The sequence below is a fragment of the Candidatus Salinivivens marinus genome, assembly GCF_965655845.1.
GTDB lineage: Bacteria > Pseudomonadota > Alphaproteobacteria > Rhodobacterales > Rhodobacteraceae > Salinivivens > Salinivivens marinus.
Genome location: NZ_CBFHHX010000002.1, coordinates 129,493 through 143,115, shown reverse-complemented (window position 1 = coordinate 143,115; position 13,623 = coordinate 129,493). Strand labels below are relative to the sequence as shown.

General features: G+C 40.1%; 14 protein-coding genes. 9 read left to right on the top strand and 5 right to left on the bottom strand.

Features of this window, described 5'->3' with window-relative positions:
* Positions 1-112 precede the first annotated feature (112 nt).
* The 4 genes from ACTF5Q_RS02930 (at position 113) to ACTF5Q_RS02915 (ending at position 4,074) form a co-directional block, all read left to right on the top strand.
* A complete protein-coding gene (locus tag ACTF5Q_RS02930) occupies positions 113-1,063 on the top strand; it encodes an aspartate carbamoyltransferase catalytic subunit (protein ID WP_438953204.1) in 951 nt (316 codons plus the stop codon).
* Positions 1,060-2,319 (top strand): dihydroorotase, encoded by a 1,260-nt coding sequence (gene pyrC, locus ACTF5Q_RS02925; protein WP_438953203.1) that lies wholly within the window; start codon positions 1,060-1,062, stop codon positions 2,317-2,319. Before ACTF5Q_RS02930 ends, pyrC begins: the two co-directional genes overlap by 4 nt.
* The gene (gene plsY, locus ACTF5Q_RS02920; RefSeq protein WP_438953202.1) at positions 2,316-2,930 is read left to right on the top strand and encodes a glycerol-3-phosphate 1-O-acyltransferase PlsY; all 615 of its coding nucleotides are present in this window, start codon (positions 2,316-2,318) and stop codon (positions 2,928-2,930) included. The genes pyrC and plsY overlap by 4 nt, the downstream gene beginning before the upstream one ends.
* A 121-nt stretch (positions 2,931-3,051) precedes the next feature.
* The gene (locus ACTF5Q_RS02915) at positions 3,052-4,074 is read left to right on the top strand and encodes a ribose-phosphate pyrophosphokinase (RefSeq protein WP_438953201.1); all 1,023 of its coding nucleotides are present in this window, start codon (positions 3,052-3,054) and stop codon (positions 4,072-4,074) included.
* An 88-nt stretch (positions 4,075-4,162) separates the two neighbouring features.
* Here ACTF5Q_RS02915 and ACTF5Q_RS02910 read toward each other — a convergent pair whose 3' ends face one another.
* Positions 4,163-5,497, bottom strand: a complete 1,335-nt coding sequence (locus tag ACTF5Q_RS02910; protein WP_438953200.1) for an ammonium transporter — start codon at positions 5,495-5,497, stop codon at positions 4,163-4,165.
* A gap of 12 nt (positions 5,498-5,509) precedes the next feature.
* Positions 5,510-5,848 (bottom strand): P-II family nitrogen regulator, encoded by a 339-nt coding sequence (locus tag ACTF5Q_RS02905; protein ID WP_153967026.1) that lies wholly within the window; start codon positions 5,846-5,848, stop codon positions 5,510-5,512.
* A 401-nt stretch (positions 5,849-6,249) separates the two neighbouring features.
* Between ACTF5Q_RS02905 and ACTF5Q_RS02900 the strand changes: the two genes are divergently transcribed.
* Complete coding sequence (locus ACTF5Q_RS02900) at positions 6,250-8,232, top strand: transglycosylase domain-containing protein (RefSeq protein ID WP_438953199.1); 1,983 nt, start codon at positions 6,250-6,252, stop codon at positions 8,230-8,232.
* A 3-nt stretch (positions 8,233-8,235) separates the two neighbouring features.
* On the opposite strand, the gene ACTF5Q_RS02895 is transcribed toward ACTF5Q_RS02900, so the two are convergent.
* Together ACTF5Q_RS02895 and ACTF5Q_RS02890 are read right to left on the bottom strand one after the other, a co-directional pair.
* Positions 8,236-8,829 (bottom strand): MlaC/ttg2D family ABC transporter substrate-binding protein, encoded by a 594-nt coding sequence (locus tag ACTF5Q_RS02895; protein ID WP_438953198.1) that lies wholly within the window; start codon positions 8,827-8,829, stop codon positions 8,236-8,238.
* Between the two features lie 16 nt (positions 8,830-8,845).
* On the bottom strand, positions 8,846-9,550 hold the full coding sequence (locus ACTF5Q_RS02890) for an MlaA family lipoprotein (RefSeq protein WP_438953197.1): 705 nt from the start codon (positions 9,548-9,550) through the stop codon (positions 8,846-8,848).
* Positions 9,551-9,787: 237 nt separating this feature from the next.
* Here ACTF5Q_RS02890 and ACTF5Q_RS02885 point away from each other — a divergent pair, with 237 nt between their 5' ends.
* The 3 genes from ACTF5Q_RS02885 (at position 9,788) to ACTF5Q_RS02875 (ending at position 11,825) form a co-directional block, all read left to right on the top strand.
* Positions 9,788-10,249: a RidA family protein gene (locus tag ACTF5Q_RS02885; protein ID WP_438953196.1), complete on the top strand. Its 462-nt coding sequence runs from the start codon at positions 9,788-9,790 to the stop codon at positions 10,247-10,249.
* Positions 10,250-10,347: 98 nt separating this feature from the next.
* Positions 10,348-11,535 carry a GNAT family N-acetyltransferase gene (locus ACTF5Q_RS02880; RefSeq protein ID WP_438953195.1) on the top strand — a complete coding sequence of 396 codons (1,188 nt, stop codon included), beginning with the start codon at positions 10,348-10,350 and terminating at the stop codon, positions 11,533-11,535.
* On the top strand, positions 11,532-11,825 hold the full coding sequence (locus tag ACTF5Q_RS02875; protein ID WP_154033290.1) for a 4a-hydroxytetrahydrobiopterin dehydratase: 294 nt from the start codon (positions 11,532-11,534) through the stop codon (positions 11,823-11,825). The genes ACTF5Q_RS02880 and ACTF5Q_RS02875 overlap by 4 nt, the downstream gene beginning before the upstream one ends.
* On the opposite strand, the gene ACTF5Q_RS02870 is transcribed toward ACTF5Q_RS02875, so the two are convergent.
* A complete protein-coding gene (locus ACTF5Q_RS02870) occupies positions 11,822-12,310 on the bottom strand; it encodes a peroxiredoxin (RefSeq protein WP_438953194.1) in 489 nt (162 codons plus the stop codon). The two genes, ACTF5Q_RS02875 and ACTF5Q_RS02870, sit on opposite strands and share 4 nt — an antisense overlap.
* Positions 12,311-12,387: 77 nt before the next feature.
* Between ACTF5Q_RS02870 and ACTF5Q_RS02865 the strand changes: the two genes are divergently transcribed.
* The gene (locus tag ACTF5Q_RS02865; protein ID WP_438953193.1) at positions 12,388-13,602 is read left to right on the top strand and encodes an NAD(P)/FAD-dependent oxidoreductase; all 1,215 of its coding nucleotides are present in this window, start codon (positions 12,388-12,390) and stop codon (positions 13,600-13,602) included.
* Positions 13,603-13,623: the final 21 nt, after the last annotated feature.

Genomic DNA, 13,623 nt, shown 5'->3' with positions numbered 1-13,623 from the left:
TAATCTTAAATAAACTTGATTAAAAGTAATCTATAAATGTCTATGGTAGTTTATACCTTGTGCTAATCTTTTGATATTACTATTACAGTTTTAAAACTGTTCTGAGAAATAAATGAGCTTTACCCAAAAACACCTACTTGGCATCGAGGGGCTTGCACAGTCGGCTATTTTGGAAATTTTAGATAAAGCGGAGAAGTATGCTGATTTAAACCTGAAGACTCACAAACGCGTAGATGTCTTGGCAGGCCTAACACAAATAAACATGTTTTTTGAGAATTCTACGCGTACCCAGGCATCTTTCGAATTAGCAGGCAAGCGCCTTGGCGCAGATGTAATGAATATGCAATTACAAGGAAGCTCGATCAAAAAAGGTGAAACTTTAGTTGATACGGCATTAACACTCAATGCGATGCGTCCCGATCTTTTGGTAGTGCGCCACCCTCATTCAGGGGCGGTTGATTTACTAGCACAAAAAGTTAATTGCTCTGTCATCAATGCAGGAGATGGACAGCACGAACACCCAACTCAAGCTTTGCTGGATGCGCTCACCATTAGAAGAGCAAAAGGACGTCTACATAGATTGAATATCGCAATTTGCGGAGATATCGCACACAGTAGAGTCGCAAGGTCAAATCTACTCCTGCTCGGGAAGATGGAAAATAGAATTCGGCTTATCGGTCCGCCTACATTAATGCCTTCGCAGATAAGTGAATTTGGCGTAGAAGTATATCACGATATGCTTGCAGGGCTTAAGGATGTCGACGTCGTTATGATGCTTAGACTCCAAAAAGAGCGAATGGATGGAGGCTTCATTCCATCAGAACGGGAATATTTTCAACGATACGGTTTAGATTTTAAAAAGTTGTCCCATGCAAAAGACGATGCGATCGTCATGCATCCAGGCCCTATGAATAGAGGCGTGGAAATAGATGGTGATATTGCAGACGATGTAACCAGAAGTGTAATTCAAGAACAAGTTGAAATGGGTGTCGCCGTCCGGATGGCAATTATGGAATTATTATCAAAAAATTACAGTACTAAGCATAAAAAGTTATTATCATGAGCCTACTGCTAAAAAACGCTCTTTTAGTTGAGCCGGACTTAAAGAAAGTAGTGGAAGGTAATTTAGTAATTAGAAATGGACTGATCGATCGTAAAGATTTTGCAGCGGATAACGAAATAGACTGTACCGGCAAATTTGTTGCCCCAGGGATCGTTGACCTCGGCGTGAAAGTTTGTGAACCTGGAGACAGTCATAAAGAAAGTTATGAGAGTGCAGGTAAAGCCGCTGCAGCTGGAGGCGTCACGACAATCATAACTCGCCCGGACACGAAGGCCGCCATAGACACCCCAGAAACTTTTGATTTTGTGAAAAAAAAGGGAAATGAAGATTGTATTGTAAACGTTTTTCACATCGCAGCTTTAACAAAAGACAGAAAAGGTCGCGAAATATGTGAAATTGGAATGTTATCAGAGGCAGGAGCTATAGCATTTTCCGATTGTGACAATGTTATTCAAGACAACAAAATATTCTCTCGGGCATTGAATTACGCATCGGCAATGAACGTGTTAGTTATAGGACACCCACAAGAAAAATCATTGTCACAGGGAGCTGTATCAACAAGTGGAAAGTTTGCAACGTTAAGGGGCCTTCCATCAGTTTCACCAGTAGCAGAACGCATCGCTTTAGAGAGAGATCTCGCGCTAGTTGAAATGACTAACACGAGATACCACTTCGATCAAATTACTAACATGAATTCGATAGGAGTGCTAAAGCGGGCAAAAAAAAGTGGGTTAGACATTTCCGCTGGAACATCAATACATCATCTGAGCTTCAATGAGTTAGATATCGCCGATTATAAGACTTTTTTTAAGCTCAAACCTCCTTTACGTTCCGAAAAAGATAGATTGGCGACTATCGAAGCAGTGAGGGATGGAACCATTGACATAATCTCTTCAATGCATACTCCTCAAGATGAAGAGAGCAAAAGATTACCGTTCGAAGACGCAGCATCGGGGGCGATTGGGCTTGAAACGATCTTACCAGCAATGCTACGGCTGTACCATTCCAAGCACTTAGAAATGCATCAGATTTTTAATGCTATTTCTCTAAACCCAGCTAAACGACTAGGCCTAGATTCTGGGACCCTAAAACATAAAAAAGCTGCAGACTTAATCGTCTTTGATGCTGACAAACCTTTTATTTTAAATCGTGAACTACTCCAATCAAAAGTCAAAAATACCCCGTTTGACGGTCACAAGCTTCAAGGTCGAGTGCTAAGGACTTTTGTTAAAGGAAAAGAAGTGTTTTCCAGATGAACTTTCTACCTATTCATAACGACGACCCACTAACATTAATACTTTCGATAATAATAGCTTATTTATTGGGTAGCATTCCATTCGGGCTAATTTGGGCCAAAATTTTTAAGTTAGGAAGTTTAAAAGATATAGGTTCAGGAAATATTGGAGCTACAAATGTGTTGCGCACCGGCAATAAAATTGCTGCGTTTTTGACTCTTTTGTGTGATGCAGGAAAAGGCTTCGTTGCAGTTTTATGTGCAGCGCTGCTGACCAAAGAATTTACCATAAATGCGGTATGCTTATTTGTTTTCATTGGTCATTGTTTTCCAATTTGGTTAAAATTTAAAGGTGGGAAAGGCGTAGCAACTTACATAGGTATCGTTACTTCTATAAATTTCACTTTTGGAATTATAACATGCATGATTTGGTTATTATCCGCAGTGATTTTCCGCCTGTCTTCATTATCTGCTTTAATCTCTGCGATATTTGGGCCGTTTCTGGTATATTTTTTCTTGAAATCAAGCTTTTTTGGTATGTCAATATTACTCACCTGTTTGATCTTTTTCACACATAGACAGAACATAAGGCGCATTCTTAATGGAACTGAAACACGTATTAATGTTAAGTAAAAGCAACTGGCAGTACAAAAATTTGACGAGAAAGCACAAAACATTAAATCAGAACTTTTTGATGGCAGAACAAAATGCTATTTGGATAAGAAACAATGACTAAAATTAACTTGGAAAATTCATGCAAACTTTGACTGAACCAAAAATTATAGCTGGAAACTCTAACATGAGCCTTGCATCTGCAATAACACGCAGAATGTCTTTGCATCGGGGAAAGTTGCTCGAAGTTGTTGATGCACGAATAGAACGTTTTAACGACCAAGAAATTTTCATTGAAGTTTATGAAAATGTCCGTGGGGAAGATATGTTTATAGTGCAGTCTACCTCTAATCCAGCAAATGACAATTTAATGGAGCTTTTGATTATGGCAGATGCACTAAAGCGTTCATCAGCCTCCAGGATCACAGCCGTAATTCCCTACTTTGGATATGCAAGGCAAGATAGGCGATCTAAAGCACGAACGCCTATAAGCGCGAAACTTGTTGCTAATATGCTTGTTCAAGCAGGCATTGAGCGAGTTCTAACAATGGACTTACATGCCGCGCAGATACAGGGATTCTTCGATATACCAGTTGACAATTTATACGCCTCACCAGTGTTTGCACTAGATATTAAAAGCCAATTTCAGAATATAGCGAATGAGGTAATGATTGTCTCTCCAGATGTAGGTGGCGTGGCTCGAGCAAGAGAGCTAGCAAAAAGAATAAATGCCCCATTATCGATAGTAGACAAGCGCAGGGAGCGGCCTGGCGAAGTAGCAGATATGACGGTCATTGGGAATGTTTCTAATAAAAAATGTATTATTGTAGATGATATTTGTGACACCGCAGGTACTCTTTGCAAGGCAGCAGAAGTTCTAATAGATAATGGGGCCAGCGAAGTCCATTCCTATATAACACATGGGGTTTTATCAGGTCCTGCAGTAGAGCGTATAACGAACTCGGTTATGAAGTCTCTAGTTATCTCAGACTCAATAGAAGCCACCAAAGCTGTTAAAGAAGCAAAAAATATTCGGATTGTGCCATCCGCGCCCATGTTCGCTCAGGCAATCCTAAACATTTGGTCCGGGACATCAGTTTCATCTTTATTTGAAACAGATACATTGGAGCCCATTTACGATGGGCTATTTAAATTTACAGATTAAATTAACTAAAACCTCAGTCTATATTTTTAAAAAAGAAAGGGCCCAATTAAAATTTTAATTGGGCCCTAAGTATCTTATTTTGTGAAGGTCAGCCTTTTGAAAATTCCGGATAAGCTTCCATTCCCAATTCTGACGTGTCGAGACCATTCATCTCAGCCTCTTCATCAACTCTGATACCAAAGATTGATTTCAACACATACCAAACAATAGCTGATGTGATGACCACAAATATGCCTACAACGATAATGCTGTATAATTGTGTTCCAAATGAAGCATCACTATTTGTTAGTGGAACGATTAAGGTACCCCATATCCCTGCAATTAAATGTACGGGAATCGCACCAACGACATCGTCAATTTTAAACTTGTCAAGAATTGGCACAGACACAACTACAAGAATTCCGCCCACTGCACCAAATATAGTCGCTTGACCCAGCGTGGGTGCCAAAGGCTCAGCTGTAATTGATACGAGACCTGCAAGTGCGCCATTGAGTATCATGGTCAGGTCCGGCTTTTTGTACATAACTTGCGTTAGGATAAGAGCGGCAATTGCTCCACCAGCCGCCGCTGCGTTAGTATTCGAAAAGATACGGGACACATCGGCAACATCTCCGATACTGCCCATTGCCAGCTGCGATCCACCGTTGAACCCAAACCAACCAAGCCAAAGTATAAAAACACCCAAAGTAGCCAAGGCTAGATTTGATCCTGGGATGGGATTGACCTTGCCGTCTTGCGCGTATTTACCAAGTCTTGGTCCTAAGATTATAGCACCTGTCAAGGCCGCCCAGCCGCCCACAGAATGCACTACGGTTGATCCAGCAAAGTCTTGAAAACCCATACCATCTAAGAAACCACCTCCCCATTTCCAACTTGCTTGAATTGGATAAATTACAGCAGTTAACAAAATAGTGAAGATGAGGAAGGGCCATAACTTTATACGCTCTGCTAGCGCTCCCGAAACTATGGAGGCAGTAGCAGCACAAAACATTAATTGAAAGAAGAAGTCTGAGCCAGTTGATGCATAGCCATAGTCATCAGCAGCATCTCGACCTATACCTACCGCTTCAAGAATTGCTACTCCCCAAACACCAGACAAAACACCTTCCATTGACCATGTGCCCAAAGGATACATTAGGTTATATCCGAGCAGGTAGTAAAAGACTGCAGCTAGGGAAAACAGAGCAACGTTTTTTGTAAGCTGCATAGTGACATTTTTTGATCGCACCATACCAGCCTCTAACATTGCAAAACCAGCAGCCATCCAGAAAACTAGAAAACCTCCCACTAGAAACAGCAAAGAGTTAAGTATGAAAACTGTGTCTGTAGCTACAAGTGTTGGAGCATCCTCTGCGGCAGCTAATGTCGGAAGACAGCCCACTATCACAGAGCCGACTATCCATTTAAAGTATTTATTATTCATCAAATTATCCTCTTATATCGCATCGAGCCCAGTCTCGCCTGTGCGTACTCGCACGGCTTGACCCACGTCCAATACGAATATTTTTCCATCACCAATTTTGCCTGTTTTAGCCGTATTAGTAATTGTTTCTACAACTTGGTCAGCCATTCCGTCATCCACGACCAACTCTAGCTTTACTTTCGGAACGAAATTTACAGCGTATTCCGCTCCTCGGTAAATCTCAGTATGTCCCGACTGTGCACCAAATCCTTTTATCTCCGTCACCATCATACCTTTTACACCAAGCTCAGTTAGCGACTCGCGAACTTCTTCAAGCTTGAAAGGCTTAATGGTTGCAATGATTAACTTCATTGTGTTTCCTTTCGTATTCATAGACACAAACGCCCATAGATGAGGTGACCAAAACCCATGGAACGAAGATTTTGAATGCAGACCCAGCATTGTTTTGCCAATAATTCATGATTTGTGCATAAAAAATGCGCAATTAAGTACATAAGCCTAAATTTTGTGCGAAATTAAACCGTGAAATTCTTCCAGTATCAAATAAAAGGTTATTTGGGCAGAGAAGATTCTCAAAATAGAGATTTTGTATGGTAAGAAGAAATAGGATCCAACATTCAAGATTAAAACGAGGACGCTTTAAAAAAATAATAGCAAGCAAAAAAAGTACGGCCCCCCGTAAAAAAGTATATAAAAGCTTGCCTATTCGCACCATTGGTTCTGTTATTCTGCTGATTAAGTTTTTTCTGAAAGTGATACTTAGCTTTATTCTTGGCTGGATCGTTCGAGGAGCCGTGATAATAGCTCTGATCGTTTTAAGTACAGTATTTTATTACAAAATTAATTTGCCAGCACTTAGTGAAATGCTCGATGCACGGGCCAAAGGCTCAGTCATATTGCTTGATAAAAATAAAGAAATCTTTGCTTGGAGAGGAGAACAATTCGGTGAAATTGCTCAAGCCAGTAAAATTTCTATACATTTAAAAAACGCTATACTAGCAGTAGAGGATAAGCGATTTTACAGACATTTCGGAATAAGTCCTAGAGGAATAGCCGGTGCTATAAGGATTAATTTAAATGAAGGAAGAGGAGCCCTAACAGGTCATGGAGGCTCAACGATAACTCAGCAAACAGCCAAACTATTATGCCTCGGCATCCCATATAAAGCCAGCAACTGGGACTCCGAAGCGCAATATGAGGGAAACTGCCGACAAAGTTCTTTGTGGCGCAAAGTTAAAGAAGCTCTTTTCGCAATTGCATTAGAATTAGAATTTACCAAAGATGAAATATTAACTTTATATTTAAATAGGGTTTTCCTTGGCGCTGGTTCAAGAGGATTTCAAGCCGCGTCCCAGCGCTATTTTAATAAGTCGGCTACATCCCTAAATCCAGCCGAAGCAGCGATGCTTGCAGGCCTGTTGGTAGCACCCAGCCGTTATGCACCAACCAATAACTTGGAAAAATCTCAGAATAGAGCTAATTTCATTTTAGGGCTAATGGAGCAGCAAGGTTTTCTTAGTGCAAAGTCAGCACAATACTTTAGAGAAAACCCAGCTAAACTTTCGGCCAAAGCTTCCCAAAAGGCTGGTGGACATTTTGCAGATTGGGTAATGCAATCTGCGCCTCACTTTTTTACAAGTAAGACTACTGAAGATGTCACGATTGAGACAACTTTCGATACAAAAATTCAACAGGCTGCCGAAGACGTTTTAGAAAATATTTTCAGAGAGAAAGTAGATCCTAAATCTAAAGCTCAAGCAGCTATCGTGATCATGTCACCAAACGGTGCAGTAAGAGCAATGGTTGGTGGACGTAAGCTTCATGTTGCGGGGACTTTCAATAGGTCAACACAAGCCCTCCGTCAGCCGGGCTCGGCGTTTAAGCCGCTCGTATATGCTACGGCCCTTGAGCAAGGATACAAACCCAATGACTTAATTAGGGACGAAGCTATTAAGATCGAAATACCGGGTTCAGGCACCTGGACACCCCAAAATTACCAAAAAAAATTTAATGGCCTTGTTTCTTTAACCAACGCTCTCTCACAATCTTTAAACATACCTGCTGTTAAGTTAGCACAGCAAATTGGACTGGATAAAATCGGACAAATTTCGATTGACATGGGAATTTATCAAAAAATTTCAACTAATCCAGCAATTGCACTTGGGGTGTCTGAAACTACTCTGTTGGAACTAACGAGCGCATATGCAACTTTTTTAAACGATGGAATTAAAGTTTTACCATATGGTTTGAAAAAACTTAGTTTAGAAACTGGCGGTACTTTTTCGAATAAAAGTCTATCATCGGACACCGACCGTATTTTAAGGTCAGAAACGGCAAACAACATTGTATATATGCTTGAAAAGGCTGTATTAAATGGTACCGGCAAAAAGGCAGAATTTTCAAATTGGGAAATTGCTGGGAAAACAGGAACAACTCAAGATGCGCGGGACGCATGGTTTATCGGATTTACGTCTGAATACATCGCCGGTGTTTGGATGGGTTATGACAACAATGAACCGCTTATTGGAGTTACCGGTGGAGGTCTGCCAGCAGAAATCTGGTCATTAATTATGAATAAAATTCATGCTGATATTAAACCCCAACCCTTACCAAAGAACAAAAGAAAACTCGCCCTCTTTCCAAATATCATCGACACTGAGTACCAACCACAAATAAGGCAACAAGGAGCAGGCTTCATTGACAAATTATTACTGACTATTTTTGGTGAGGAATAGTAGCTAAAGAGCTTTAAGTTCCCTTATTAGAGCGTCTATCTTTCCTGAATTTCTATCTAAAAGCGCTCCGATTTCCTGGCGCTCTACCAACAGCATATTAACTCCCTCAATAATAAGATTGAAGACAAGCGGCTGACCACTTTGCTCAGATACAAGGAAGTCAACCTCAAAAGGTGCATAAGCAGGCATGTGAGCAATCGTATTCACGGAATAATACTTTTTTACCTTTGCTACTTCTACGATTTCTATTCTACCTCCGATGAATTCTCTGAAACGTCTACCATACTTAGTGGCAAAGTAACCTGAGAAAGCTTTGGTATAATCCTTTAGCTGAGTAGCAGAGGCAGTTCGGGCATCACGACCTAGAGCATATTTTGCAATTGTGGGTACGTCTGCATATTCATTGAAAACTCCTTCGAACGATTTCAACATCTGTTCTTCAGTATTACCTGAGTTAATTATTTGATTAATTTCATGGACCGCTAAGTGAATAATTTGGGTTGCTGCATCCTTTTCGGACGCAACCATGAGTTTGGGCCAAAAAACCGCGCCAAGAGATGACGCTAAAAATAAACGGCGACTGTTGATGACAGTCATATACTTACTCGCATACTTAGTTATATGGATCTATATAGTGCTCAGCTTTGTTGGTTCCAAGTTCGTATCTTCTATTCTGCAGGAAAAACAACCGTGACTGAGCATAACTGTCAGCACTTTCATAAAGAATACTATCAATACTCCCCCTAAATTGCGAACGGGCAGACAAACCAAAAGCCACAGACGTAGCAGTTGCAGCACTTTTGGCCCCTACTCCAATTAGGCTTACTGGATCCAAAACTAAGTCAACTACCTTGCCAATACCATCGCGCTGAGTGGATGGACCTAACACTAATATTTCTAAATAGGGGCCCTCTCTGAAGCCCCATTTAGCCATAGTTTCCCCAAAATCAGTTTTCTCGCTTGTTAGTCCTAACTGAGAGCTAAAGTCATATATGCCTCCAACGCCAAGCGTGGAATTAACTAAAAATTTCATAGATGACTTTGAAGCGTTCTTCAATTCGCCCTGTAGGATGTAGTTCATGCTATAACGTGGCAAAGAAAAATTCATGGACATATTGTTTGCGACGGACTGTAGTTTAATGGGAGTAATATCACCATATACTATTGCCATTGGTCGTATGATATTTTTATCCATCGACTTGTTTATCTCATGAGACTGTCTGTTCGATGCTTCAAAAGGGTCTGATATGCCATCCTCTAGAGGAACTCGGCACCCGCTCAAAACGACAAAAATAACAATTAGCAGAAAATTTCTCAAAACAAATCAATTCCCAGAACAGACATAATTCAACTAAAGGTAATACTTTATAGCATAAGGTACGGACCGCAAACACCAAATAACATTTGATTAGATCTTAAAAAGTCTATTAACCACGTCAATCAGATTGGTGCACTATATACAATAAAAAGCTTTCGTTCTTTTTCTGATAAGCTGCCATTGTTGTCTGTAAGTAAATATCATAACTTAATGTAAATATAAGGAGCACAAATCATTATGCAAAATGTTGAACAAAACCTTAAAAGTCTTGGGATAGAGCTTCCAACTGCTCCAAGCCCAGCAGCCAACTATGTACCATTTGTTAAGGTAGGGCAATTTTTATACGTTTCTGGACAAATTTCACAAAATGAGAATGGATTAATAACAGGAAAATTGGGTGAAAATATGAATGTCGAACAGGGCGCAAATGCCGCAAAACAATGTGCACTATCATTACTTGCACAGGTTAAAGCTGCGTGCGAAGGTGATTTTACTAGATTGGTACGCGTTGTAAAATTGACTGGTTTTGTTAACTCGACTGCTGAGTTCACAGAACAACCTCAAGTCGTAAATGGAGCCTCTAATATCCTCGTAGACATTCTAGGGGATCTGGGCAAACACTCACGTTCTGCTGTTTCAGCGGCATCGTTACCACTAGGTGTAGCAGTTGAGATAGAGGGAATCTTTGAGATAAACTGAACTTGCCTAAGGTAAGTTTGCGATACCTATTGTCAGACTCATTTAATGACATAACTTTTACGAGACAAAAAAATTCGTATCAATAAAACATTAAGTTAATGCCGAAATCTGAAATAACTATCAAGATTGTCGAGACACTTCTTTCAGTTAATGAAAACGACTGGGATGCTTGCGCAGCATCGGAAGAAATAGATGGCATGCGTCCGGTTGATCCTTTTACAACTTACAGGTTTTTAAGGGCTCTAGAAGACAGTGGATCTGTTGGTAATTCAAGTGGTTGGCACCCTTACTACATACTTGCTTTTAGAGAAAATGAATTACTTGGCTGTGCTCCAATGTATATTAAAACACATTCGCAAGGCGAATATATTTTTGATCATGCATGGGCAAACGCTTATGAGCGCGCCGGAGGAAACTATTATCCTAAAATTCAGGTGGCCGTTCCGTTTACTCCAGTACCAGGAAAGCGCTTACTAGCGAAAAAAGAAAATCAAGAAAAGGCCTTTCCCATACTTTTGGAGGGTATAAAAAACTTTGCATCAAAAAATAAACTTTCTTCTGCTCACATAACTTTTTGTAGTTTCGATGAGTTTAAGAAAGGTGAAAGTTTAGGTTTTCTCAAACGTACGAGCAGTCAATTTCACTGGAGTAATGATAATTATAAAAACTTTCAAGATTTCCTAAACGCACTCTCGTCCCGTAAAAGAAAAAACATAAGAAAAGAACGCGAGAAAGCTAGAAACTTTGGAGGAAAGATTGTTCGGTATTCCGGTAAGGAAATTACTGGGAAACACTGGGATGCATTTTGGGATTTTTATCAGGATACAGGTAGGAGAAAATGGGGCCAACCTTATTTAACAAGAAGTTTTTTTGATATTGCTAGCGAAAAAATGTCGAATGAACTGCTGTTGGTCTTAGCCGAAATTGATGGAACCCCGATCGCAGGAGCTTTGAATTTTATTGGGATGGATGCATTGTACGGCAGGTATTGGGGATGCACCGAAAATTATTCTAATTTGCATTTTGAAATTTGCTATTATCAAGCAATTGAGTATGCGATCGAAAACTGCCTATCTCGGGTTGAAGCGGGTGCACAAGGAGACCATAAGTTAGCCAGAGGATATATGCCAAGTCATACATATTCGCTACACTGGATAAACGATAGTGGCTTTTCTAAAGCCGTTGCACAGTACTTGGATGAGGAACGTCGCGCTGTTGGCAGAGAAATGGAAATACTGAGTGATTACGGTCCTTTTAAGGATTTAAATTTGGAGGAAAGAGAATGAATAAACTTACAGCTTCTGATAGAGAAACTAAATTGAAAGAATTTTTTGAAAGTGGATGGAAACTGGACAAAAATAGAGATGCAATTAGCAAAGAGTTCCAGTTTAAAAACTTTATCGAGGCATTCTCTTGGATGACAAAAATTGCCTTTTGGGCTGAAAAAATAAATCACCACCCTGAGTGGTTTAATGTTTATCGGACAGTAAAAGTGGTTTTAACCACACACGACGTTCAAGGTTTAAGTAGCTTAGATCTAGAGCTGGCTGCAAAAATGGATAGCGAGGCTGCCTAGAGCAAGTCTAATAATGCTTTTCCACCGCTTATATCGCATGTAGATCTAGCCGTTTCAGGCAGAAAAATTTTAACAAACCCATCTTCTACAAGCATAGCATAGCGCTTCGAGCGAGCTAAAAAGCCAACACCAGGAGCGTCAAACTCCATGCCCACTGCCTTTGTAAATTCGCTAAGTGGATCACCCAACATAGTAATCCCTGCTGCCGTAGCACCAGTAATATCTCCCCAAGCTGAAACTACATGTGGATCATTAACACTAATGCAAAGTATTTCATCTATGCCCTTTGAAGAAAATCTTTCAGCAGTCTCGATAATAGATGGTAGATGACCTCTCGAACAAGTCGGGGTGAAAGCTCCCGGCATAGCAAAGATCGCAAGTTTCCGGTTAGTAAATAAAGATGAAAATTTTATTGTTTCCGGCCCATTTCCCCCAATTTTATAGAGCGTACTGTCTGGTAGCTTTTGACCTATCTTGATTGACATAATCCATCCTGTTTAGTTTAAAGTTTCTCAAAATATATATAATTCGAATGTTACCCTTTACGATCAAAAGGTGCTCCATGTCAAAAGTTGTTATTGTTGGCGCAGGCCAAGCAGGTTCTGAAGCAGCCACACATCTACGCGGCCAAGGTTTCGATGGAGAAATAACGCTCATAGGAGCAGAGAATGTTCTTCCATATCAACGCCCACCATTATCAAAAAAATATGTTGCCGGTGATATGGGAAAAGAAAGATTATACTTAAAGCCAGAATCTTTTTACCATGAAAATCAGATTAAACTTAGGCTTGGGCTTACAGTACAAAAAATAAATCGGATAAAAAAACGGATAGAAACTGATAGCGTTACTTACGACTATGATCAATTAATTCTGACAACTGGCTCATTACCCAATCAGTTCCCAGGAAACTTTGAGAAAAACTTATCCGGGATATACTACATTCGAAATCTTGATGATGCAGACAAACTCAAAGAGATATTTGAACCAGGTAAGACTGCCTTGATATTGGGAGGTGGTTATATTGGCTTGGAGGGGGCAGCAGTAGCTAGATTGAAGGATTTAAATGTAATAGTAGTTGAGAAAAGTAAAAGAATTTTAAACCGAGTTGCATGCAAGCAAACTTCAAATTTTTTTCGAAAACTTCACCAAGATAATAATGTAAAAATTGTAGAAGGCTACGGTGTAGACCGTTTCACCCATCAGAATGGGAAAATTAATGGTGTATTCATAGAAGACGGCTCTTTTTACGCGGTTGATATAGTTATAGCTGGTATAGGCATTTCACCATGCACCAAATTGGCTGAAGATGCTGGCCTAGAGATTGCAGACGGGATTAAAACTAATAAAAAGGGACAAACTTCAGACCCGTGTATTTGGGCTGCTGGCGACTGTAGTGCTTTTCCATTCGGCGATGAATACATACGCCTAGAAAGTGTGCAAAATGCAATAGACCAATCTCAACTCATTGCTAAAAATATTCTTGGAGCGAATCTGGATTATAAACCAGTGCCTTGGTTTTGGTCTGATCAGTATGATGTGAAATTGCAGATTGCGGGTTTGAACAACGGGTACAATAAAATAGTTTCACGCATCAATAAAGAAGCTGTCTCTATGTCAAATTGGTACTATAAAGATGATACCTTTCTGGCAGTTGATGCTATTAATGATAGTCGGGCTTATATGGTGGGCAAACGTTTACTAGAAGCAGGAAAATCACCCAACAAATTAAAGTTACCAAATCCAGAAATAGATCTGAAAGAATTTTTAACTCAATGAGAGTGATCGGTGGTAGTTTGA